Source organism: Mizugakiibacter sediminis, assembly GCF_000953855.2.
Taxonomy (GTDB): Bacteria; Pseudomonadota; Gammaproteobacteria; order Xanthomonadales; family Rhodanobacteraceae; genus Mizugakiibacter; species Mizugakiibacter sediminis.
In genome coordinates, this window is the sequence record NZ_DF970184.1 from 1 (window position 1) to 20,874 (window position 20,874).

General features: G+C 71.6%; 21 protein-coding genes. 12 read left to right on the forward strand and 9 right to left on the reverse strand.

The annotated features are described in order from the left end of the window. Both MBSD_RS15390 and MBSD_RS06860 read right to left on the reverse strand, forming a co-directional pair. Positions 1-337 (reverse strand): sensor histidine kinase N-terminal domain-containing protein (locus tag MBSD_RS15390; protein ID WP_187300572.1); only part of this gene is annotated, 337 nt, incomplete at its 3' end. Next, complete coding sequence (locus tag MBSD_RS06860; RefSeq protein WP_062536316.1) at positions 334-999, reverse strand: response regulator transcription factor; 666 nt, start codon at positions 997-999, stop codon at positions 334-336. The genes MBSD_RS06860 and MBSD_RS15390, both read right to left, overlap by 4 nt. A 205-nt stretch (positions 1,000-1,204) precedes the next feature. On the opposite strand from MBSD_RS06860, the gene MBSD_RS06865 reads away from it, so the two are divergent. Then, positions 1,205-1,774 (forward strand): hypothetical protein, encoded by a 570-nt coding sequence (locus MBSD_RS06865; protein ID WP_148667827.1) that lies wholly within the window; start codon positions 1,205-1,207, stop codon positions 1,772-1,774. A gap of 112 nt (positions 1,775-1,886) precedes the next feature. Here the strand turns inward: MBSD_RS06865 and MBSD_RS06870 are convergent, their stop codons facing one another. Then, on the reverse strand, positions 1,887-2,630 hold the full coding sequence (locus MBSD_RS06870; RefSeq protein WP_062536319.1) for an FAD-binding oxidoreductase: 744 nt from the start codon (positions 2,628-2,630) through the stop codon (positions 1,887-1,889). A 103-nt stretch (positions 2,631-2,733) separates the two neighbouring features. Here MBSD_RS06870 and MBSD_RS06875 point away from each other — a divergent pair, with 103 nt between their 5' ends. The 4 genes from MBSD_RS06875 to MBSD_RS06890 all read left to right on the forward strand — a co-directional run bounded on the left by MBSD_RS06875 (position 2,734) and on the right by MBSD_RS06890 (position 7,322). Then, a complete protein-coding gene (locus MBSD_RS06875; RefSeq protein ID WP_062536322.1) occupies positions 2,734-3,675 on the forward strand; it encodes an ABC transporter ATP-binding protein in 942 nt (313 codons plus the stop codon). Continuing rightward, positions 3,672-4,445 (forward strand): ABC transporter permease, encoded by a 774-nt coding sequence (locus MBSD_RS06880; RefSeq protein ID WP_062536323.1) that lies wholly within the window; start codon positions 3,672-3,674, stop codon positions 4,443-4,445. The genes MBSD_RS06875 and MBSD_RS06880 overlap by 4 nt, the downstream gene beginning before the upstream one ends. A gap of 415 nt (positions 4,446-4,860) precedes the next feature. Beyond that, positions 4,861-6,234, forward strand: a complete 1,374-nt coding sequence (locus MBSD_RS06885; RefSeq protein WP_062536325.1) for a M20/M25/M40 family metallo-hydrolase — start codon at positions 4,861-4,863, stop codon at positions 6,232-6,234. A 191-nt stretch (positions 6,235-6,425) separates the two neighbouring features. Next, positions 6,426-7,322 carry a DUF2167 domain-containing protein gene (locus MBSD_RS06890; protein WP_062536326.1) on the forward strand — a complete coding sequence of 299 codons (897 nt, stop codon included), beginning with the start codon at positions 6,426-6,428 and terminating at the stop codon, positions 7,320-7,322. Between the two features lie 246 nt (positions 7,323-7,568). Here the strand turns inward: MBSD_RS06890 and hrpB are convergent, their stop codons facing one another. After that, positions 7,569-10,064 carry an ATP-dependent helicase HrpB gene (gene hrpB, locus MBSD_RS06895; RefSeq protein WP_062536328.1) on the reverse strand — a complete coding sequence of 832 codons (2,496 nt, stop codon included), beginning with the start codon at positions 10,062-10,064 and terminating at the stop codon, positions 7,569-7,571. 85 nt (positions 10,065-10,149) lie between these two features. On the opposite strand from hrpB, the gene MBSD_RS06900 reads away from it, so the two are divergent. Both MBSD_RS06900 and MBSD_RS06905 read left to right on the forward strand, forming a co-directional pair. Then, positions 10,150-12,117: a putative bifunctional diguanylate cyclase/phosphodiesterase gene (locus tag MBSD_RS06900; RefSeq protein WP_062536330.1), complete on the forward strand. Its 1,968-nt coding sequence runs from the start codon at positions 10,150-10,152 to the stop codon at positions 12,115-12,117. Between the two features lie 62 nt (positions 12,118-12,179). Then, positions 12,180-12,980, forward strand: coding sequence for a TatD family hydrolase (locus tag MBSD_RS06905; RefSeq protein ID WP_062536332.1), 801 nt, complete (start codon positions 12,180-12,182; stop codon positions 12,978-12,980). Positions 12,981-13,027: 47 nt separating this feature from the next. Here MBSD_RS06905 and MBSD_RS06910 read toward each other — a convergent pair whose 3' ends face one another. From MBSD_RS06910 to MBSD_RS06920, 3 genes are all read right to left on the reverse strand, one after another. After that, on the reverse strand, positions 13,028-13,774 hold the full coding sequence (locus tag MBSD_RS06910; RefSeq protein WP_062536333.1) for a class I SAM-dependent methyltransferase: 747 nt from the start codon (positions 13,772-13,774) through the stop codon (positions 13,028-13,030). A 174-nt stretch (positions 13,775-13,948) separates the two neighbouring features. After that, positions 13,949-14,485: a pseudouridine synthase gene (locus MBSD_RS06915; protein WP_062536335.1), complete on the reverse strand. Its 537-nt coding sequence runs from the start codon at positions 14,483-14,485 to the stop codon at positions 13,949-13,951. A 126-nt stretch (positions 14,486-14,611) separates the two neighbouring features. Continuing rightward, a complete protein-coding gene (locus tag MBSD_RS06920) occupies positions 14,612-15,508 on the reverse strand; it encodes a class I SAM-dependent methyltransferase (protein WP_062536336.1) in 897 nt (298 codons plus the stop codon). A gap of 202 nt (positions 15,509-15,710) precedes the next feature. Here MBSD_RS06920 and MBSD_RS06925 point away from each other — a divergent pair, with 202 nt between their 5' ends. Then, positions 15,711-16,370, forward strand: coding sequence for a BON domain-containing protein (locus MBSD_RS06925; RefSeq protein WP_062536338.1), 660 nt, complete (start codon positions 15,711-15,713; stop codon positions 16,368-16,370). A 71-nt stretch (positions 16,371-16,441) separates the two neighbouring features. Here MBSD_RS06925 and MBSD_RS06930 read toward each other — a convergent pair whose 3' ends face one another. Next, positions 16,442-17,386 (reverse strand): LysR substrate-binding domain-containing protein, encoded by a 945-nt coding sequence (locus MBSD_RS06930; protein ID WP_062536340.1) that lies wholly within the window; start codon positions 17,384-17,386, stop codon positions 16,442-16,444. A gap of 108 nt (positions 17,387-17,494) precedes the next feature. Here MBSD_RS06930 and MBSD_RS06935 point away from each other — a divergent pair, with 108 nt between their 5' ends. Further along, positions 17,495-17,683, forward strand: coding sequence for a hypothetical protein (locus tag MBSD_RS06935; RefSeq protein ID WP_062536341.1), 189 nt, complete (start codon positions 17,495-17,497; stop codon positions 17,681-17,683). A 193-nt stretch (positions 17,684-17,876) separates the two neighbouring features. Here MBSD_RS06935 and icd read toward each other — a convergent pair whose 3' ends face one another. Beyond that, positions 17,877-19,205 carry an isocitrate dehydrogenase (NADP(+)) gene (gene icd / locus MBSD_RS06940; protein WP_114693217.1) on the reverse strand — a complete coding sequence of 443 codons (1,329 nt, stop codon included), beginning with the start codon at positions 19,203-19,205 and terminating at the stop codon, positions 17,877-17,879. Positions 19,206-19,478: 273 nt separating this feature from the next. Between icd and MBSD_RS15395 the strand changes: the two genes are divergently transcribed. From MBSD_RS15395 to rmuC, 3 genes are all read left to right on the forward strand, one after another. Continuing rightward, positions 19,479-19,679 (forward strand): hypothetical protein, encoded by a 201-nt coding sequence (locus MBSD_RS15395; RefSeq protein ID WP_187300573.1) that lies wholly within the window; start codon positions 19,479-19,481, stop codon positions 19,677-19,679. A 432-nt stretch (positions 19,680-20,111) separates the two neighbouring features. Beyond that, a complete protein-coding gene (locus MBSD_RS06945) occupies positions 20,112-20,360 on the forward strand; it encodes a hypothetical protein (protein ID WP_062536347.1) in 249 nt (82 codons plus the stop codon). 12 nt (positions 20,361-20,372) lie between these two features. Beyond that, positions 20,373-20,615, forward strand: a complete 243-nt coding sequence (rmuC, locus tag MBSD_RS06950; protein ID WP_082306536.1) for a DNA recombination protein RmuC — start codon at positions 20,373-20,375, stop codon at positions 20,613-20,615. Positions 20,616-20,874: the final 259 nt, after the last annotated feature.

A 20,874-nucleotide genomic window follows, 5' to 3' on the forward strand; every position in this document is an offset into this window, starting at 1 on the left:
CGCGCGGCGCCGGCCAGTTCGCCGCCGCGGCGTCGCCGGCCACGTCGCGGCCGTCGCAGCGCAGGCGGTACCACGTGCGCGCGCCGCCGTCCGCCGCGGCCATGCCGCGCGTCTGCGCATCGCCTTCCGGTTCGAGGCCGGCGCGTTCGAGACGCGTCAGCGCGGCCAGCGCCTGCGCGCGCGTCAGCAGCGCCTCGTCGAAGCGGCGCGCCATCTCGCCGTCCACGCGCCAGTCGATCACCCACGCGGCCACGCCCAGCACCAGCGCGGCGGCGAGGCCGACCAGCGCGCTGACGCGAGCGCGCAGCGAGAGTTGCGCGAGCGGCGGCGCGTTCACGGGATCAGATAGCCGGCGCCGCGGCGGTTCTCGATCAGCGCCGCGCAGCCGGCGGCGGCCAGCTTGCGGCGCAGGCCGAACACCAGCACCTCGACGCCGCGGTCGGAGGCGGTGCTGTCGCTGCCGGCCAGGCGCTCGTGGATCTCGGCGCGCGCCAGCACGCGGCCGCGGTGGCGCAGCAGCAGCTCGAGCAAGGCGAACTCGCGCGGCGTCAGCGCCAGCGGCGCGCCGTGCACGCACGCGTTGCGCGCATGCGAGTCGAGCGCCACGCCGGCGTGCTCGAGCAGCGGCGACTGCGCCAGCGCCGGCCGCCGCGCCAGCGCATGCAGGCGCGCCAGCAGTTCCTCGAAGGCGAACGGCTTGACCAGGTAGTCGTCGGCGCCGGCGTTCAGCGCGGCGACGCGGTCGCCGACCTGGTCGCGCGCCGACAGCACCAGCGTGCGCGGTCGCCGGCCGTCGCGCGGCAGCGCGCGCAGCACCTCGAAGCCGTCGCGGCGCGGCAGCATCAGGTCGAGCACGACGAGGTCGTAGTCGAAGCCGGCGAGAAAGCCCGCCGCCGCCACGCCGTCGGCGGCGGCGTCGACGACGAAGCCGGCGCCGGCCAGGCCTTGGCGCAGATTGCGGCGCAGGCGTTCGGAGTCTTCGACGATGAGCAGCTTCATCGCATCGCGTACCGCTGAACGAATGTGTCGGGAAACTTGCGGGCGCGGCCGGCCCGCCTCCATCGCCGACCTTCGCGCAGGACAAGTATCCACGACGGCGCGTTGCGCGTGACTTCCGGGGCACGCGGCCGCAAGCGCAGGCTTGCGGGCTGCCGGCACCGCCCGCGCGCGTGCCGCCATCCGACCCGGCGAGGAATCCGTGCACGTGCAACCACGCATCGCCCCGCTCGCCGCCGCCCTGGCGCTCGTTCTCGCGCCCGCCCTGTCCGCCTTCGCGGCGGTGGAAACCTCCCCGTTCGCGCACCCCGCCGCGCGCAACCTCGGCCGCGCGGCCGCCGGCGGCCGCGTCGCCGCGATGCAGCCCTCGCTGAAGACGTTCGAGCGCTCGTTCGACGGGGACGAGGACGCGGCGGCCAAGGCGCGCTACGCCGCCGCGCCGAAGCAGGCCAAGGCGCTCGACGACGAGCTCGGCAAGCTCAAGGACAACGTCTACGCGCCCACGGCGCGGCACGACGTGCTGGAGGACGACCTGCACCAGCCGACCGACCTGCACGCCGCGGTGTCGGCGCTGGCCGGCGGGCTCGCATCGTTCGGCACGCAGACGCCGATGCAGACGCTGCAGCAAGCATCGGACGGCAAGGTCGCCGCGGCGCTCGACCGTTTCAACGCGCTGCCGGCCGGCGACGTCGCCCGCTACAACCAGGCCGCTTACGCAGCCGGCGCGCCGACGCTGATGACCGGCGCGCCGATCGCGGTGAAGACCGCGGCGCCGTAGGCGTCACGCGCGCCGCCCTCTCGCGCGCGAGCTCCGGCGGCGAGGGCGGCGGCCGTTCGCCAGGATTGCCGTGCGTCGGCGCTGCGCATGAAGCGCAGGCCACCTTTACCGCTCAGCGCGAGGAGACGTACTTCTCGCGGCGGATGTGCGGCACCGGCAGGCCGGCTTCCTTCAGCACGGCGAAGGTCTGGTCGACCATGTTCGGATTGCCGCACAGATAGGCGATGTCGTGCGCGGGATCGGGCGCGAGCTCCGGCAGCACGTTCTGCACGTAGCCGAGACGGTCGTGCGGGCGCGGATCGGGGCGCGCGCCGCGGCTGAAGCACGGCACGAAGCGGAAGCCCGGATGCCGGCGCGCGAACGCCTCGAATTCCTCGCCGTACAGCAGCTCCTGCTCGTTGCGCGCGCCGTACAGCAGCACCGCCTCGCGGCCGGCGGCGGCGAGCTTCGCCAGCTTCGGCAGCATCGCCCGGTAGGGCGTGACGCCGGTGCCGGTGGCGATCAGCAGGTAGCGGCGGTTGGCGTCGTCGTCCATCAGGCAGAAGCGGCCGTAGGGGCCGCTGGCCTCGACGGTCTCGCCCTCCTTCAGGCCGCCGAGCAGCCGCGTGGCGGCGCCGCCCTCGACGTAGGACACGGCGATCTCGATCTGCTCGACCGGCCCGCTGCCGTCGCCGACGGTGCCCACCGAGTAGCTGCGCTTGGTCGGCTTGCCGTCGTCGTAATGGAAATGGATCTGCACGAACTGGCCCGGCACGAAGGCGAACGGCCGGCCGTCGGCGCGCTCGAACGCCATGTGGCGCACGCTGGGCGCGAGCATGTAGCTGGAGGCGAGGCGGAGCTGGAAATGGTCGGCCATGGCGGGCGGGCAGGCAGATCGGAAACGGCGCGTTCGCGCCGGCGCACGCGGGCGGGCGCGCAAAGGCCGATATAATAAGGGTCTTGCCCCTGCCCCGCACCCCATGAGCACCCTGCCTGCCCTGGAGGTCCGCGACCTCCGCAAGACCTATGCGAACGGCGTCGAGGCGCTGAAAGGCGTCTCGCTGACGGTGCAGCAAGGCGATTTCTTCGCCCTGCTCGGCCCGAACGGCGCCGGCAAGTCCACGCTGATCGGCATCCTGTCCTCGCTGGTCAACGCCAGCAGCGGCGACGCCGAGGTGTTCGGCATCTCGGTGACGCGCCAGCGTAGCGCGGCGATGCGCCTGATCGGCCTGGTGCCGCAGGAACTGAACTTCAACATGTTCGAGAAGCCGCTGGACATCTGCATCAACCAGGCGGGCTTCTACGGCATCCCGCGGCGCGTCGCCGCCGAGCGCGCGGAGAAGTACCTCAACGAGCTGCGCCTGTGGGACAAGGCCGAACAGCCGTCGCGCATGCTCTCCGGCGGCATGAAGCGCCGCCTGATGATCGCGCGGGCGATGATGAACGAGCCGAAGCTGCTGATCCTCGACGAACCGACCGCCGGCGTCGACATCGAGATCCGCCGCTCGATGTGGCAGTTCATCACCGGCATCAACCGCGCCGGCACCACGGTGATCCTCACCACGCATTACCTCGAGGAAGCCGAGCAGCTCTGCCGCAACATCGCCATCATCGACAAGGGCCGCATCATCGAGAACACCTCGATGAAGCGCCTGCTGGCCAAGCTCGACGTCGAGACCTTCGTGCTCGACCTGGCCGACGGCTGCGGCGCGACGCTGCCCGAAGTGGCGGGCGTCAAGCTCGGCCGCGTCGACGACCACACCCTCGAGGCCGAGATGTCGCGCACTCACGATCTGAATTCGCTGTTCACCGCGCTGTCGGCGGCGGGCATCACCGTCACCTCGATGCGCAACAAGGCCAACCGCCTGGAGGAGCTGTTCGTGCGCCTGGTCGAGGGCGGCGCCCGGGAGCAGGCCGCATGAGCACCTCCGCGAACCTGGTCGCGCTGTACACCGTCACCCGCCGCGAGGTGGCGCGCATCCTGCGCATCTGGAGCCAGACCCTGCTGCCGCCGGCGATCACGATGACGCTGTACTTCGTCATCTTCGGCACGCTGATCGGCGGCCGCATCGGCACCATGCACGGCTTCACCTACATGCAGTACATCGTGCCCGGCCTGGTGATGATGAGCATCATCACCAACAGTTACGGCAACATCTCCAGCTCGTTCTTCGGCTCCAAGTTCGGCCGCTTCGTCGAGGAGATGCTGGTCTCGCCGATGCCGAGCTGGGTGATCCTGAGCGGCTACGTCGGCGGCGCCGTGCTGCGCGGGCTGATGGTCGGCGCGATCGTGCTCGGCATCTCGCTGCTCTTCACCCATCTCACCGTCGCGCATCCGCTGGTCACCGTGGCGACCGTGCTGCTGGCGGCGACGGTGTTCTCGCTGGCCGGCTTCGTCAACGCGGTGTTCGCCAAGAAGTTCGACGACATCGCCATCGTGCCGACCTTCGTGCTGACGCCGCTCACCTACCTCGGCGGCGTGTTCTATTCGGTCGACCTGCTGCCGCAGCCGTGGCGCTCGCTGTCGTTCGCCAACCCGATCCTGTACATGGTCAACGCCTTCCGCTACGGCGTGCTCGGCGTCAGCGACGTCGGCCTGGCCGAGGCAATGCTGGTGATGCTCGGCTTCGCCGTGGCGCTGGCGGCGCTCGGCATGTGGCTGCTGAAGCGCGGCATCGGCTTGCGCAGCTGAGAGGCTGTAAAAACAGCCTCTCGGGCGAGCCATGGACGGCTCGCGCGCGAAGCGAGCGCGCCAGCGCTTGCTTCGCGGGAGTGAGTCCGGACATGTGCCGGGCTCACGACTGAAAAAACTCACGGGACGCGAGTTTTTTCACATGCGCTGAGCCCGCGCGCGGCGCGGCATCTTGTCGCCCTCTCCCCGACGGGGAGAGGGGCGGGGTGAGGGAGCCGTCCACGGGACGGACGCTGTTCTGCGGCAACCCGCAACGCATCACGGTCGCCTGCAACGACGCTCCCGCGGCCAGCAGCCGCGCAAGCGACCCGCTGCGCCCGCATCGACGCCATCGAACCGCGCATGACCCCCGGCGCTGGCCCGCGCGGCGGCGCTCTGCTAGAACGGCGGCTCCCCCACCCTCGGGAGATCCGCCATGCGTCCGCTGCCGCTGCTGCTGGGCCTCGCCCTCGCCGTTCCCGCCGCGCGGGCCGCCGATGCGCCGCCGCCGACCGAGCATCCGGTGCTGCGCGAGATCGCCGGTCAGGTCAGCCCCGACGCGCTGCACGCGACCATCGCGAAGCTGGTCGGCTTCGGCACGCGCCACACGCTGTCGGACACCACATCGAACCGGCGCGGCATCGGCGCCGCGCGGCGCTGGGTGCAGGCGCGGTTCGAGGCGTTGTCGAGGGACTGCGGCGGCTGCCTCGAGGTGGTGACGCCGTCCGACACCTTCACCGGCAAGCGCATCCCGCAGCCGACCGAGGTGATGGACGTGGTCGCGATCCAGCGCGGCAGCACCGATCCCGACCGCGTGATCGTGATCAGCGGGCATCTGGATTCGCGCGTCAGCGACGTGATGGACGCCCGCAGCGATGCCCCCGGCGCCAACGACGACGGCTCCGGCACCGCCGCGGTGATCGAGGCGGCGCGCGTGCTGTCGAAGTACAAGTTCCCGGCGACGCTGGTCTACGCCGCGCTGTCCGGCGAGGAACAGGGGCTGTACGGCGGCAAGGTGCTGGCCGCCTACGCCAAGGCGCACGGCTGGCGGGTCGAGGCCGACCTCAACAACGACATCGTCGGCAACACGCGCGGCCAGGACGGCGTGATCGACACCACCACCGTGCGCGTGTTCTCCGAAGGCACCAAGGCGACGGAGACCGCGCAACAGGCGGCGTACCGCCGCTACCACGGCGGCGAGAACGACTCGCCCTCGCGCAACGTCGCGCGCTACATGGCGGAACTGGCCGACGCCTACCTCACCCACTTCCACGTGCGCACGGTCTACCGCACCGACCGCTACGCGCGCGGCGGCGACCAGGTGCCGTTCCTCGAGGCCGGCTATCCGGCGGTGCGCGTCACCGAAGGCCACGAGAACTACACGCGCCAGCACCAGGACCTGCGCACCGAGGGCGGCATCCGCTACGGCGACACGATCGACGGCGTCGACTTCGACTACCTCGCGCAGGTGACGCGCCTGAATGTGATCACCATGGCGTCGCTGGCCTGGGCGCCGGCGCCGCCGCAGGGCGTGGCGATCGACGGCGCGGTGACGCCGGACACCACGGTCACCTGGCGGAAGGTGCCCGGCGCGGCCGGCTACCGCGTGTGGTGGCGCGACACCGCCGCGCCGCGCTGGCAGTACCACCGCTGGGCCGGCGACAGCGACAAGCTGGTGCTGAAGGACATCGTGATCGACGACTGGAACTTCGGCGTCAGCGCCGTCTCCGCCGACGGCTTCGCCAGCCCGGTGGTGTTCCCCGGCGACGCCGGCAGCTTCGTCGGCGCGGTGCCGGCGGAAGCGCCCTAGCGCCTCGCCTCGAGCGCCGAGGGCGGCAGACCCCTCGGCGCGACGCGTGCGCCGGCCCCGCACGTGGCGCCGCGCACAGACCGCGCGCGCCGCGCTTGGCGGCGCACCCGCGCTCTGCTACACAGCGCGGACGGTGCGCCCAGGGTCGGGGGATCCGGCACCGCTCCATCCAATCGACAGGGGAATCCACCATGTTCCGAGGCGCTATCGCCGCCGCGCTGGCGTGCCTGCTTGCCGTCCTGCCCGCCTTCGCCGCCGACGCCGACCAGACGCAGCAGGAAGCGAAGCTGCGCGCGCTGCTCGACTCCTTGCAGTTCCGCACCGGCGCCATCGCGATTCCGGGCGCGGACGCGACGCTGAACGTCGCACAGGGCTTCAGCTATCTCGACGCCAAGGACGCGCAGCGCGTGCTCACCGATCTGTGGGGCAACCCGCCGCAGCCGGACGTGCTCGGCATGCTGCTGCCCGGCACCGACAAGATGGCGGTGCTGGACGAGAACAACTACGCGGTGGTGATCACCCACAGCGACGACGGCTACGTGTCCGACGAGGACGCCGCCAAGATCGACTACGACCAGATGCTGAAGGATATGCAGGAAGGCACGCGCGACGCCAACACGGAACGCGCCAAGCAGGGCTATCCGAATGTCGAACTGGTCGGCTGGGCCGAGCGCCCGCACTACGACGCCGCCAGCCACAAGCTCTACTGGGCGAAGGAGCTGGCCTTCCAGGGCACCGACGTGCACACGCTCAACTACGACATCCGCGTGCTCGGCCGCGGCGGCTACCTCAGCCTCAACGCCGTCGCCACCATGCCGCAGCTCGCCAAGGTCGAGGCCGGCATGCAGCAGGTGCTGCCGATGATCGACTTCGACCAGGGCCACCGCTACGCCGACTTCGACGCCAAGACCGACAAGGTCGCCGCCTACGGCATCGCCGCGCTGATCGCCGGCGGCCTCGCCGCCAAGGCCGGCCTGTTCGCCAAGCTGCTGGTGGTGCTGGTCGCGGCGAAGAAGCTGATCATCGCCGGCGTGATCGCCGTCGGCGGCTTCCTCGCGCGGCTGTTCGGGCGCAAGAAGCAGGCTTGAGCGGCGCGCGTCGCCACGGCGGAATCCGCGGTGCGGATTCCGCCCCACCCGCCGAACGTGCGAAGCGCGGGAAACATCACGATCGCGCTGCACAACAAAATGAATACGAGCGCTTCGACGGCAAGCGCGTAGGGTGGGTTGAGCGCAGCGAAACCCACCGTCGTTGCGCGACACAGCGCCTCGACGGCACCGTCGCGATGGGTTTCGCTGCGCTCGACCCATCCTACCCGGGATCGCGCGGTGCGCTCAGCCGCGCGGCTTGGCTCGATGCGTCGGCGTGGCGCTCCAGGGGTCGTCGGGCCAGGGGTGCTTGGGGTAGCGGCCCTTCAGTTCCTTCTTCACTTCCGGGTAGGTGCGCTCCCAGAAGCCGCGCAGGTCCTGCGTGACCTGGATCGGGCGGCCGGCGGGCGACAAGAGGTGCAGCGTCACCGGCACGCGGCCCTGCGCGACGCGCGGCGTGTCGGCGAGGCCGAACAGTTCCTGCAGCTTCACCGCCAGCACCGGCGGCTGCTCCGGCACGTATTCCAGCTTGCGCGTCATGCCGCTGGGCACGGTCAGCGCGTCGGGCGCCTGTTCGTCGAGCGCGCGGCGCTGCGCGTAGTCGAGCATCGCCGCCAGCGCTTCCGACAATTCCGCCGGCGCGAGCGCATCCAGCTTGCGCTTGCCGGCGAGGTACGGGGCCAGCCAGGTTTCCAGCGCGGCCAGCAGCGCCTCGTCGGAGACATCGGGCAGGCCGAGTTCCGGCATCCAGCCGCGCAAGGCCTGGATGCGCAGGCGCAGACGCCGCGCCGCGTCGCTCCACGGCAATGCGTCCAGGCCTTTGGCGCGCACCGCGGCCAGCAGCGCCGGCACGGCGTCCTCCGGTTTGACCGGCACGCCGCGCCGCTCCAGCACCAGCGCGTCGAAGCGCTGCTCCTCGAACGCCTCGACCGCCGCGCTGGCCTCGTTCCAGCGCACCGCGCGCACGCGCGCGAAGCGCTCGGGATAGTCGCGCTCGAGCAGCGACGCATCGAACGGCGCGGCGGCGAGGATCAGGCTGTCGCGCGCCTCGAAGCGCAGGTCCAGCGCCAGCAGCCACGGCTCGCCGTGCAGCGCGGTGGCCTCGTGCAGGCGCGCGCCGCGGCCGTTGGCGAGCTGGTAGCGCAGCGGGTTGTTGGCATCGCGTTTTGCGACGCGGTCGGGAAAGGCGTGCAGCAGCAGGTCGCCGACCGCGTGGCTGTCGGGCACGCCGCTGGCGGCGCTGCGCACGCCGAGGCGGCGCCGCCAGCCGGCGCTGGTCTGCTCGATCGCGGCGAGCGCGCCGGGATCGCCGCCGTGGCTGCGCGCGGCGCGCGCGCCGCCGTCGCGCCAGGCGTGCAGCGCGGCGACGCGCGCGCGGAAGTCGTCGCTGCGCGCGCCTTCGCCGCGCAGCGGCGAGCGCGCTTCCATCAGCGCCAGCAGGTCGGCGACCAGCGGCCGCAAGGTTTCCGGCGCGCGCAACGCCGCGGCGGCGAGGCGCGGCGCCGCACCCAGTTTCAACATGGCGCGGCCGAGCGCGGTGATGCGCTGCGCCTCGTCCAGCGCGCCGAGCCGCTGCAGCAGTTCGCGCGCCTGCGCCAGCGCGCCGGCGGGCGGCGCGTCCAGCCACGGCAGCGCGTCGCTGCCCCAGGCCGCCAGCTCCAGCGCCAGGCCGGACAGCTCCACCTGCGCGATCTCCGGCGTGCGCGCGGCTTCCAGGCGCCGGCTTTCCGGCCACAGCCGATAGGCCACGCCCGGCGCGACGCGGCCGGCGCGGCCGGCGCGCTGGTCGGCGGAAGCCTGCGAGATGGTCACCGTCTCCAGCCGCGTCAGGCCGGAGCTGGGATCGAAGCGCGGCTCGCGCGCCAAACCGCTATCTACCACGGCGCGGATGCCGGGCAGCGTGACGCTGGACTCGGCGACGTTGGTGGCGAGGATCACGCGCCGCGTGCCCGGCTCCGCCGGCGCCAGCGCGGCGCGCTGCTCGGCCAGCGACAGCTCGCCGTGCAGCGGCAGCACCTCGAGCGCCGGAACGTCCAAGTTTGCCAGCACGTCCTGCGCGCGCGCGATCTCGCGACGGCCGGGCAGGAACGCCAGCACGTCGCCGCCGGTTTCCGCCAGCGCCAGTTCGACGGCGCGGCGCAGGTGCGATTCCCACGGCTCCTGCGTGCGCGCCGGCGGATGCGCGATGCGCACCGGGAAGCCGCGCCCGGGGCTGGCGATGCGCGGCGCGTCCAGCCAGCGCGCGACGCGCTCGCCGTCCAGCGTCGCCGACATCACGACCAGGCGCAGGTCCGGCCGCAGCGTCGCCTGCACGTCCAGCGCCAGCGCGGCGCCGAGATCGCCCTGCAGATGGCGTTCGTGGAATTCGTCGAACAGCAGCGCGCCGACGCCGGCCAGTTCCGGGTCGTCCTGCAGCATGCGCGTCAGGATGCCCTCGGTGACCACCTCGATGCGCGTCGCCGCGCTCACCTTCGCTTCGAAGCGGATGCGGTAACCGACGGTCCGGCCGACTTCCTCGCCGAGCTGCTGCGCCATGAATTCCGCCGCCGCGCGCGCGGCCAGCCGGCGCGGTTCCAGCATCACGATGCGGCGCCCGACCAACCAAGCCTCGTCGCGCAGCGCCAGCGGCACCTGCGTGGTCTTGCCCGCGCCCGGCGGCGCTTCCAGCACCAGGCGCGTGCCGGCGGCGAGCGCGGCGCGGATCTCGGGCAGCAGCGGAGTGATCGGGAAGACGGCGGACATGGGCCGCGCGGATGGTAGCCGATCGCCGCCGCGGCGCGGCGCTATACTCGGGGCGTCCGCCGCGCCGATGCGGGGAGATTCGCCGATGCCGCTGGGCCAGACCGCGGTGGAGCGCAAGGTGCTCGCGGCCTTTGCCGTGGCGGCGCTCGTACTCGGCACGCTCGGCGCCATCACCTATCGCCATGCGAACGCCTTTCTGAAACTGGAGGCGCAGCGCCTGCACGTGCGCGACCAGATCGCCGTCCTGCACGCCGTGCGCGCATCGGCGGAAGCGGCGGAAGCCGGCGTGCGCGGCTATCTGCTCAGCGGCGATGCCGCGCATCTCGAACCCTACCGGGACGCGCAGCGCGACCTCGACGCGCGCCTCGTCGCGCTGCGCCAGGCCTTCGCCGACGCGCCGGCGGACGCCCGATCCGTCGACGCGCTGACGGAGCGGACGCGCGCGCGCATCGAGCATCTCGGCCTGATCCTGGAGCTGTACCGCCGCGACGGCCTGGCCGCGGCGCAACAGGAAGTGCGCAGCGGCCGCGGCAAGCGGCTGATGGACGACATCCGCGGCGACGTCGCGCGCCTCGAGGCCGACCGCGAGACGCTGCTGGCGGACGCCGTCGCGCGCGCGGGCGCGAACATCCGCGCCACGCGCATCGCCGCGACGGCGTTGCTGGCGTTCGCGCTGCTGGCCTTCGTCCTCACCTACGTCGCGGTGGTGCGCGAGCTGCGCGAGAAACGCCGCCTGCGCCAGCAGCTCGGACTGATCGCCAGCCGCGATCCGCTGACCCAATTGCACACCCGCAGCGTGCTGCTCGACTGGATGCGCTACAGCCTCGCCCTGGCGCAGCGCGAGGGCGGCCGCACCGCGCTGCTGCGCATCAATCTCGACGGGTTCGCCGAGGTCAACGCGCGCCTCGGCGCCGACGCCGGCGATGCGGCGCTGCGCGAGGCCGCGCGGCGCTTCGCCGACACCGCGCGCGAATCCGACCTGCTGGCGCGCATCGACGGCGACGAGTTCGCGCTGCTGATCCCGAGCGCCATCAACGCCGGCGAGAGCGCGACGCTGGCGCGGCGCTTGATCGACGCACTCGGCCAGCCGCTGGTGTCCGGCCTGTTCGAGCACCACATCGGCGCCAGCATCGGCATCGCCGAATACCCGCTGGACGGCGCCGCGCCGGCGCACCTGATGCAGGCGGCGGACGAGGCCCTGCGCCGCGCCAAGGCCGAGGGCAAGAACCGCTTCTGTTTCTACAGCGACGCGCTGCAGGCCGGCGCCACGCGCCGCGAAATCCTGAACCGCGACCTGCAGCGCGCGCTGGACCGGCGCGAGTTCCATCTGCACTACCAGCCGCAGATCGCGCTGTCGGACGGCCGCGTGAGCGCGGTCGAGGCGCTGCTGCGCTGGGAGCATCCGCAGCTCGGCCGGGTCGGCCCGGACGAGTTCGTGCCGCTGGCCGAGCGCAACGGCATGATCCTGCCGATCGGCGTCTGGGTGCTGCGCACCGCGCTGGCGCAACTGGCGCAGTGGCGCGCCGCGCTCGCGCCCGGGCTGCGCCTGGCGGTGAACATCGCGCCGGAGCAGCTCGCCGACAGCCACTTTCCCCACGCCCTGCTCGACGCCCTGCAGCGGCACGGATTGCCGCCGGACGCGGTGGAGCTGGAGATCGTCGAGCGCGCCCTGCTGCAGGAGCACCGCAACAGCGAGCTGATGACGCTGAAGGCGTACGGCCTGCGCCTGGCGATCGACGACTTCGGCACCGGCTACTCCTCGCTGGGCTACCTCAAGCGCTTCGCCATCGACGCGATCAAGATCGACCGCAGCTTCGTCGCCGGCCTGCCGCACGACACCCACGACGCGGCGCTGACGCGCTCCATCCTGGCGATGGCGCGCGAGCTCGACATCACCGTGATCGCCGAAGGCGTGGAGACCCGCGCGCAGCGGGACTTCCTGCAGGCGCACGGCTGCGGCTTCGCGCAGGGCTTCCATTTCTGCCGCCCGCTCGACGCCGACGGGCTCGAGCGCTGGTACCGCGGCGGCGCGCGCGCCGGCGCGCCGGCCTGAACGGCGGGCGTTGCGCGCGGCGGCGCGGCCGGGATAATGCGCGCTCCGAAGCGGAGCGCGGCATGCAACTGGTCGACATCGGCGCCAACCTCGCCCACGAATCCTTCCGCCACGACCTCGACGCCGTGCTCGAGCGCGCGCGCGCGCACGGCGTGGTGCAGATGGTGGTGACCGGCGCCAGCCGCGACGGCAGCGAGCACGCGCTCGGCCTGGCGCGCGCGCACCCCGGCGTGCTGTACGCCACCGCCGGCGTGCATCCACACCATGCCATCGACTACGACGCCGACACCGACGCGCTGCTGCGCAAGCTGGTCCGGCACGACGAAGTGAAGGCGGTCGGCGAAACCGGGCTCGACTACTACCGCAACTACTCGCCGCGCGAAGTGCAGCTGCGCGTGTTCGAGCGGCAGCTGGCGATCGCCGCCGAGTGCGGCAAGCCGCTGTTCCTGCATCAGCGCGACGCGCACGCCGACTTCCTCGCCCTGCTCAGGCAGGCGCGCGACCGGGTGCCCGCCGCGGTGGTGCACTGCTTCACCGACAGCCGCGAGGCGTTGTTCGACTACCTCGACCTCGACTGCCACATCGGCATCACCGGCTGGATCTGCGACGAGCGTCGCGGCACGCACCTGCGCGCATTGGTGCGCGAGATCCCCGCCGACCGGCTGATGCTGGAGACCGACGCGCCCTACCTGCTGCCGCGCACGGTGCGCCCGCAGCCGGCGCACCGCCGCAACGAGCCGATGTACCTCGCGCACATCTGCGCGGAGGTGGCGCGCGACCGCGGCGAGGACGCGGCGACGACCGCCGCCGCCAGCACCGCCGCCGCGCGCGCGTTCTTCGGCCTCGCCGCGGCTGCGGCATAGGATGGATCGGCGCAACCGTTTCGCGGTGGACGCGCGCCGAGCCGGACTCAGCGCGTGCGGCCGACGCGCACGTGGAACTGCCAGCGCACCTCGCGCGGCGTTTCCGCCTCGCCCCACGCCGCCGCCATCGCCGGCGCGACGATCGCCACCGGGTCCTCGCCGCGCGCCTTCAGGTAGCGTTGCGTCGCCGACCACGAGCGCAGATAAGCGAGGAACTGCGGCAGCGTCCACACGACGCGCATGGTGAACGCGGGCGCGGCGATCTCCTCGAACGGGAACGGCAGCGTGCGGTAGCCCTGCTCCAGCAGGCGCCGCTCCGGCGGCCAGCAGTCGTCGAGCAGGTCGACGTACAGGCGGTCCTTGATGCGGTCGATGGCCGGTTCGATGCTGCAGTCGGCGTAGGCGGTGGCGGCGATCACCCCGCCCGGCTTCAGCACGCGCCGCGCCTCGGCGTTGAAGCGCGCGTGATCGAACCAGTGCAGCGCCTGCGCGACGTTGACCAGGTCGACGCTGCCGTCGGCGAGGGTCGACTGCTCGGCGGGTTCGACGCGGTATTCGACGCACGGATGCGTTTCGGCGTTGGCGATCTGCGCGGCGCTGGGATCGGTGCCGACCACGCGGGCGAATTGCGCGGCCAGCGCGACGCTGGCCTGGCCGTTGCCGCAGCCGGCGTCCCAGGCGAGCGCGCGCGCGGGCGCCTGTTCCGCCAGCCAGGCGTACAGCTCGGGCGGGTAGTGCGGGCGGGCTTCGCGATAGATCGCGGCGTGGCCGGAGAAGTGGTCCTTGAAGGACATGCGCGGGCCTCGGGCGGGAATTCCAGCATAGCCGCGCAACCGCGGCGCCGCCACGGCGGGAGGGCCAAGGCGGAATGTTTCGGACGCGCATTTGCGCGGACGGGCGCGGATGAAGCAGGGCCGAGATCCGCGTCGATCCGCGCCAATCCGCGTCCCCAAAGCCTCTCGCTCGGCTCAGGCGAGCACGCGCGTCATCCCCGGCGCCAGGCCGTCCAGCACCCAGTCGCCGATGCGCGTGCGGATCAGGCGCAGCGTCGGCAGGCCGACGGCGGCGGTCATGCGGCGCACCTGGCGGTTGCGCCCTTCGCGGATGGTGATCCGCAGCCACGCGGTCGGCACGGTCTTGCGGAAGCGCACCGGCGGATCGCGCGGCCACAGCCAGCCGGGCGCCTTCGCCAGCAGCTCGACCTCGGCCGGGCGGCACGGGCCGTCGTTCAGCACGACGCCGCGGCGCAGCGTCGCCAGCGCGGCCTCGTTCGGCACGCCTTCCACCTGCACCACGTAGGTCTTCGGCGCGTGCCTGCGCGGATCGGTGAGGCGATGCGCCAGCGCGCCGTCGTCGGTCAGCAGCAGCAGGCCTTCGGAGTCGTAGTCGAGGCGGCCGGCCGGATAGACGTCCTTCTGCGCGACGAACTCGGCGAGCGTGCACCGCCCCTCGCGGTCGGTGAACTGGCAGAGCACGCCGTAGGGTTTGTTCAGCGCGATCAGCATGCGGATGCCTGCTTCGTCCGTTGCGCGTCGGGTCGGGCGCAGACGGTCCGGCGGCAGCGGCTTTGCCGCTTCCGCCGGACACCCCTGCGTCCCGCGGCGGCAGCGCCGCCGCGCGGCGATTCCGCCCTACGGCGCCGCCGGCGCGTTCTCGGCCGGCTTGACGAAGCGCAGGGTCATGCGGTCGCTCTCGCCGATCGCGAGGTACTTGTCCTTGTCGCCGAGCTGCAGCGTCGGCGGCAGCGTCCACACGCCCTTCGGATAGTCCTTGGTGTCCTTCGGGTTGGCGTTGATCTCGCTCTGCGCGTCGAGCTTGAAGCCGGCGTCGGTGGCGAGCTTGATCACGAAATCCTGCGGCAGGTAGCCGGAGTCCTTGGTCTTTTCCACGTCGCTGCCCGGCGGCGCGCGGTGGTCGACCACGCCGAGCACGCCACCCGGCTTCAGCACGTCGAAGAAGGCCTTGAACATCGCCGGCGCGGTGCCCGCCTCGACCCAGTTGTGCGCGTTGCGGAAGGTCAGCACCATGTCCGCGGAGTTCGGCGCGCCGAGGTTGGGGGTCTTCGGATCGAACTCGATCACGTGCGCCCTGCCGTACTCGGCGGGATCGGCGGCGAACTTGGCGCGCAGCGCATCGGCCTGCTTCTTCGCGAAGTCGCTGCTGAGCGGCGAGGCCACGGCGGCGTAGTAAGTGCCCTCGTCCTTCAGCAGCGGCGCCAGGATCTCCGCATACCAGCCGCCGCCCGGGGTGATCTCGATCACCGTCATGTCCGGCTTCAGGCCGAAGAACGCCAGCGTCTCCTTGGGATGGCGGTAAGTGTCGCGCGCTTTGTTCTCCGGCGAGCGCCAGGCGCCGGCGAGGATGGGGTCGATGCGCTCGGCGTAGAGCTGCGCGGCGCTCTTCGGCGGCACCGGCTGCGCCGGCTGGTCGGGGGCCGCGCCCTGCGCCGGCGCGGCCGGCGGCTGCTGGCCGCCGCCGCAGGCGGCGAGAACGAACGGCAGGACGAACGCAAGGGCGAGCTTGTTCATCGGGATCCTCCTGAAGGGCGCCGCCTGAAGCGGACGCAACCCCGCAAGCCTAGCACAAGCCCCTGATGCACAAGGTGCTTTTCGACGCGTTCAGGGCGCGGCCGGGATCGGCTCACGGTCGATTCATGCGTCGGCGGGCTCCCTGAAAGGGCAACCGCGGCCGTCGTGTCCGGTTGCCTCAACCATGCAAGGAGGTCGACCGATGCGCAAGCAGACCCGATTCCATCGCAGCCTGATCGCCGCCGGCATCGTCGCGGCGCTGTGCGGACTGCCGCCGATCGCCGTGGTGGCGCAGACGCAGGGCGCCGCGCAGGACGTGCCGGTCGGACAGAAGATCGACAACGCCGCGATCACCGCGACGATCAAGACCAAGCTGATGGCGGACGGCCGCACCAAGGCGTTCGACATCAACGTCGACACCGACGGCACCGGCAAGGTGACCCTGCGCGGCACCGCGCCGACCGCCGCCTCCAAGGCCGCGGCGGAAGAGATCGCGCGCGGCGTGAAGGGCGTCACCGCCGTCGACAACGCGCTGATCGTCGCCCCGCCCGGCAGCGCCGCCGCGAAGAGCGCGGAGCCGGCCACCGCCTCGCAGAAGCTCGAGGCGCACGGCAAGCACGCCGGCAAGGCGATCTCGGACGGCTGGATCACCACCAAGGTGAAGTCGGAGTTCCTCGCCAGCCGCCAGGTGAAGGGCCTCGACATCAACGTCTCCACCCACGACGGCGTCGTCACCCTGGCCGGCGTGGTGCCCACGCAGGCGATGCGCAGCCGCGCGATCGAGATCGCCGCGGTGGTCGACGGCGTGAAGCGCGTCGATGCGCAGGCGCTGAAGGTCGAGGCGCCCGCGCAGAAGAAGTGACGCTGCGCTGCGGCCCGCATGCGTCGCGGCGCGCCAGGGACGGGCGCGCCGCGGGGGGCAGCGCGGCGCGCTCAGCGTCGCGCGCGCTTCTTCGCCGCAGGCGCCGGCGCCTTCACCTTCGGCGCGTTGGCGCGCTGCTCGGCGGCGGCGTAGACGCGCGCCTCCTCCAGCATCCAGTCGCGGAAGGCCTCGAACGCCGCCTGCCCGCGCATGCGCGGCGGATAGACCAGGTAGTGCTGGTACTGCGAGCGCATGCGCTCGTCGAACAGCGTCACCAGCATGCCGTTGTCGAGCAGCGGCCGCGCCATGGTCAGGCGGATCATCGCCACGCCCAGTCCCTCGCTGGCCGCCCGCTGCAGGGCCTCGCGATCGGAGAAGTGGGTGACGAAACGGCGCGGCGGCTGGCCGCCGTACAGCTCGAACCACTCCTTCCAGCTGCCGGACGGATCGCCCAGCAGCGGCCACTGGCCCAGCTCGTGCAGCTTCGGCCGGCCGAGGCGCTGCAGCAGCGCGGGGCTGGCCACCGGCGTCAGCCACTCGTCGAACAGGTGCTCGGCCTGCACGCCCGGCCACTGGCCGGGGCCGTAGCGCATGGCCAGGTCCACCGGCTCGCGGTCGAAGTCGACCAGCGCGCCGTTCGACTGCAGGCTCAGTTCGATCTGCGGATGACGGGCGACGAAGCGCGGCAGCCGCGGCACCAGCCAACCTGATGCCATCGACGGCATCAGGCTGACGGTGAGCGCGTTGTGACGCGGCGCGTGGTACTGCTGCAGCGCGTGCTCGATCGATTCCAGCGGCACGCCGATCAGGTCGAGCAGACGACTGCCGTCGGCGGTCGGCGCCACGCCGCGCGGGCCGCGTTCGAACAGGCGGCGGCCGAGGCGCTCCTCCAGCCCGCGGATCTGGTGGCTGAGCGCGCTGACGGTGAGGTTCATCTGCGCGGCGGCGCGCGACAGGTTGCCGGTGCGGGCGGCCAGCACGAAGGCCTGCAGGGCCATCAGGGGGGCGCGGCTCATGTTGAATGTCCCTCAAATCTGGCTTGCAAACATATCGCTTTTTCGCCGCATGCGCAGCGCCTATCTTGGACAAACCTAAAGACGCCCCGCGCGCCGGAGACCCTCCCCATGCTCGCCGAGATCGCCAAGGGCCTGTTGCTGATGCACGGCCACCTCACCGACCCCAAGCTGCTGAAGGCAGCCGCGCCGCAGCCTGCGACACGCGCCGCCGACGCGCCGCAGCCCGCGACGGACAGCGCCGGCCGCAGCGCCGCCACGCCGCGCCCGCTGCCCACGCGCGCCGCGGTCTGCTGCTGACGTCCCCGCAAACCGCCGCTCCCTCCTCCTCTACCCTGCGGCGGCCACCTCGACGGCCCGTCCGGTTCGCCGGCGGGCCGTCTTCTTGTCCGCGCCGGGGCGACGGAGGCGGGGATTCGCACCGGAACGACGGCGGAAAAACGAACGGGGCGCCGCAGCGCCCCATCCGCATGCGACAGCCCGATCGGCCGGCCTACAGCGCGGCGATCAGCGCGTCGCCGAACTCCGAGCACTTCACCTCGGTGGCGCCTTCCATCAGGCGCGCGAAGTCGTAGGTGACGCGCTTGGCGGCGATGGCCTTGTCCATCGCGGCGATGATCGCGTCGGCGGCCTCGTTCCAGCCCATGTAGCGCAGCATCATCTCGCCGGAGAGGATCACCGAACCCGGATTGACCTTGTCCTGGCCGGCGTACTTCGGCGCGGTGCCGTGGGTGGCCTCGAACACCGCGTGGCCGGTGACGTAGTTGATGTTGCCGCCCGGGGCGATGCCGATGCCGCCGACCTGCGCGGCCAGCGCGTCCGAGAGGTAGTCGCCGTTCAAGTTCAGCGTGGCGACCACGTCGTACTCGGCCGGACGCAGCAGGATCTGCTGCAGGAAGGCGTCGGCGATCGCGTCCTTGATGACGATGCCGGCGCCCGGCTTGCCCTCGGGGATGACGTGCCAGGGGCCGCCGTCCAGCTCCACCGCGCCGAAGAAGTCGCGCGCGACCTGGTAGCCCCAGTCGCGGAACGCGCCCTCGGTGAACTTCATGATGTTGCCCTTGTGCACCAGCGTGACCGACTTGCGCTTGTTCTGGATCGCGTAGCTGATCGCGCTGTGCACCAGGCGCTCGGTGCCGAGCCGGCTGACCGGCTTGATGCCGAGGCCGACCTCGACGCCCAACTCGCGGCGCGGCGCGCCGATGGCCTCGAGCTGCTTCTGCCAGCCGTCCACCTTCTGCTGCGTGCCGAAGCGGATCTTGTCGAACGCCTTGGGGAAGGCCTCGGCGAGGAACGCCATCAGCTTGGCGTTCTCCTCGGTGCCCGCGGCGTATTCGATGCCGGCGTAGATGTCTTCCGTGTTCTCGCGGAAGATCACCATGTCGACTTCCTGCGGCTTCTTCACCGGCGAGGGCACGCCCTTGAACCAGCGCACCGGGCGCAGGCAGACGAACAGGTCGAGCATCTGCCGCAGCGCGACGTTCAGCGAGCGGATGCCGCCGCCGACCGGCGTGGTCAGCGGCCCCTTGATGCTGACGAGATACTCGCGGCAGGCCTCGACCGTGCTGTCCGGCAGCCAGGTGCCGAACTGGTTGTAGCTCTTCTCGCCGGCGTACACCTCCATCCAGTGGATCCTGCGCTTGCCGCCGTAAGCCTTGGCGACCGCGGCGTCGAGCACGCGCACCGAGGCGCGCCAGATGTCGGGGCCGGTGCCGTCGCCCTCGATGAAGGGAATGATCGGGTTGTCCGGCACCTGCAGGCGGCCGTGCGCGTGGGTGATCCTGGCGCCGCCGGCGGGCGGCGTGAGCTTGGGTTCGGTCATGGAAACCTCCGGGGGCATGAATCGGAGCGGCCAGCGCCGATGCGATGGCAAACAGCCCATTGTCGCCTGTTCGGCGTGCGGATTGAAGCGACGCCCGCGCTTCGGCAGCCATCCATGGATGACGGGGCGGTCGAGCCGCAGCGTGGCCGAGAGGCGAAGGGGGCGTCCGCCTGCACATCGACGAAGCCGAGAGGCGCTGCTCGTGCCACCGTGGGCATCGTCGCATCTTCGCAGGACGTCACCCCGCATACTGCAGCCCGCTTGCAGGCACGGATGACCCCACTGCCCGGGCACCATCATCGGCAGCATCTCCCGGCCGCGAACCGGATGCCCTCGTTCCGGGCCACGGCGCGGCTCGGGCACCGCCAGAGCACTGATCTCTACCTGCTCGCGCCCACGCGGCATCACCAGGCCCGCCCCGCCACGTTCGGCCACGGGATGCCGCTGTCCAACGAGGCCGAGCGACATCGCTGAATCGAGCTTCTCACTTGATTCCCGGCAGTCGACCGGCACCCGACGCCGTGGTCGATGTTCGTCCGAGGGCGCCTTTCCGCGGCCGTTGGCAGCGAATCCAGAAACCGCGTTGCGAGCGCTTGGCTACAGACGCGCTCGATGGATAACGCCGTGGCCGGAGTACCGACATGCCTCGGTCACTCGCGCGACACGATTCGCAACGATCGCGTCTCATGTCGTGAGACACGCTCGTGGCATCGATTTGCCGCTCGGCGCGTGCCGGCCTATGCTGTCGCAGGGGGAAGCGTATGGATACGCAATACGCATATCGCCATCCGGCGAGACCGTCCTTATCCGCCCGTCCTGCCCTTGCGGCAACGCCACGGCTGGCATGGCGGCGGGCGGCAATTCCTCGTGCCCCCGCCGCGGCACGTAAACCTAGCCAAGCGGGCCATGCTGGCGACGTGTCAGGCGCCGTCGCTCCGATCCACTCCCGCTTCCGGGACCCTGACCGGCGAGCGCAAGAAGAAAAACCGACGACGCCCGTGCCTCAGCAAGGCCGCATCGTCCCCCGGCCAGGCGTTCTTCTCCGCCGCGCTGGCGCAGCACGCCAGCCCGATCGAGTTCGGCGCCGAGAACCGCGTGATCCCGGCCAGCCCGACCATCTCGATCGCCCTGCTCAAGGCGGTGGCCTACGGCTGACGTCAGGAAGCCCTGGCCAAGAACGCCGAAGAAATCGCCGTGCTCGGCAAAGACCTGTACGAACGCATCGCCAAGCTCGGCGAGCACTGGGCCAACGTCGGCGACCGCCTCAACAAGGCCGTCACCGCCTACAACGAAGCCGTCGGCTCGCTGGAGGCCCGCGTGCTGCCCGCCGCTTCCGCGAACTGCGCGCCGCCGGCGACGCGCGCGAGATCGAAACCCTCGAACCGCTCACCACCGAAGCGCGCGCGCTGACGGCGGAGGAGGTGGTTGGGACTATGAGGCAAGAATGACGACTGGCGAGAACAGATCCAACGCTTGCGGGATTTGTATCCGCCCAGAAAGAAGTCCAACTTGTTCTGCTTGGAAGAGCAGCAGCGAGCCTTTGACGCAATGGCGCGGAAGGTATGCGAGAAAGCCGGCTTGGTCTCTCGCTCGGACAAGCATGACGAGCACACAGACGAAGGGGCGTATCCAACCCGCGAGTGAACGAATATCCCCGCGGCTGCTGCAT

What these genes read in the sequence shown, in the direction of transcription:
- hrpB (WP_062536328.1), bottom strand. Translation starts at nt 10,064, where the DNA reads ATGTCCGCCGTCTTCCCGATCACTCCGCTGCTGCCCGAGATCCGCGCC.
- MBSD_RS06900 (WP_062536330.1), top strand. Translation starts at nt 10,150, where the DNA reads ATGCCGCTGGGCCAGACCGCGGTGGAGCGCAAGGTGCTCGCGGCCTTT.
- MBSD_RS06870 (WP_062536319.1), bottom strand. Translation starts at nt 2,630, where the DNA reads ATGGCCGACCATTTCCAGCTCCGCCTCGCCTCCAGCTACATGCTCGCG.
- MBSD_RS06890 (WP_062536326.1), top strand. Translation starts at nt 6,426, where the DNA reads ATGTTCCGAGGCGCTATCGCCGCCGCGCTGGCGTGCCTGCTTGCCGTC.
- MBSD_RS06935 (WP_062536341.1), top strand. Translation starts at nt 17,495, where the DNA reads ATGCTCGCCGAGATCGCCAAGGGCCTGTTGCTGATGCACGGCCACCTC.
- MBSD_RS06945 (WP_062536347.1), top strand. Translation starts at nt 20,112, where the DNA reads ATGCTGGCGACGTGTCAGGCGCCGTCGCTCCGATCCACTCCCGCTTCC.
- MBSD_RS06875 (WP_062536322.1), top strand. Translation starts at nt 2,734, where the DNA reads ATGAGCACCCTGCCTGCCCTGGAGGTCCGCGACCTCCGCAAGACCTAT.
- MBSD_RS06930 (WP_062536340.1), bottom strand. Translation starts at nt 17,386, where the DNA reads ATGAGCCGCGCCCCCCTGATGGCCCTGCAGGCCTTCGTGCTGGCCGCC.
- MBSD_RS06925 (WP_062536338.1), top strand. Translation starts at nt 15,711, where the DNA reads ATGCGCAAGCAGACCCGATTCCATCGCAGCCTGATCGCCGCCGGCATC.
- MBSD_RS06905 (WP_062536332.1), top strand. Translation starts at nt 12,180, where the DNA reads ATGCAACTGGTCGACATCGGCGCCAACCTCGCCCACGAATCCTTCCGC.
- MBSD_RS06915 (WP_062536335.1), bottom strand. Translation starts at nt 14,485, where the DNA reads ATGCTGATCGCGCTGAACAAACCCTACGGCGTGCTCTGCCAGTTCACC.
- MBSD_RS06910 (WP_062536333.1), bottom strand. Translation starts at nt 13,774, where the DNA reads ATGTCCTTCAAGGACCACTTCTCCGGCCACGCCGCGATCTATCGCGAA.
- MBSD_RS06860 (WP_062536316.1), bottom strand. Translation starts at nt 999, where the DNA reads ATGAAGCTGCTCATCGTCGAAGACTCCGAACGCCTGCGCCGCAATCTG.
- MBSD_RS15395 (WP_187300573.1), top strand. Translation starts at nt 19,479, where the DNA reads ATGACCCCACTGCCCGGGCACCATCATCGGCAGCATCTCCCGGCCGCG.
- MBSD_RS06885 (WP_062536325.1), top strand. Translation starts at nt 4,861, where the DNA reads ATGCGTCCGCTGCCGCTGCTGCTGGGCCTCGCCCTCGCCGTTCCCGCC.
- MBSD_RS06920 (WP_062536336.1), bottom strand. Translation starts at nt 15,508, where the DNA reads ATGAACAAGCTCGCCCTTGCGTTCGTCCTGCCGTTCGTTCTCGCCGCC.
- MBSD_RS06880 (WP_062536323.1), top strand. Translation starts at nt 3,672, where the DNA reads ATGAGCACCTCCGCGAACCTGGTCGCGCTGTACACCGTCACCCGCCGC.
- icd (WP_114693217.1), bottom strand. Translation starts at nt 19,205, where the DNA reads ATGACCGAACCCAAGCTCACGCCGCCCGCCGGCGGCGCCAGGATCACC.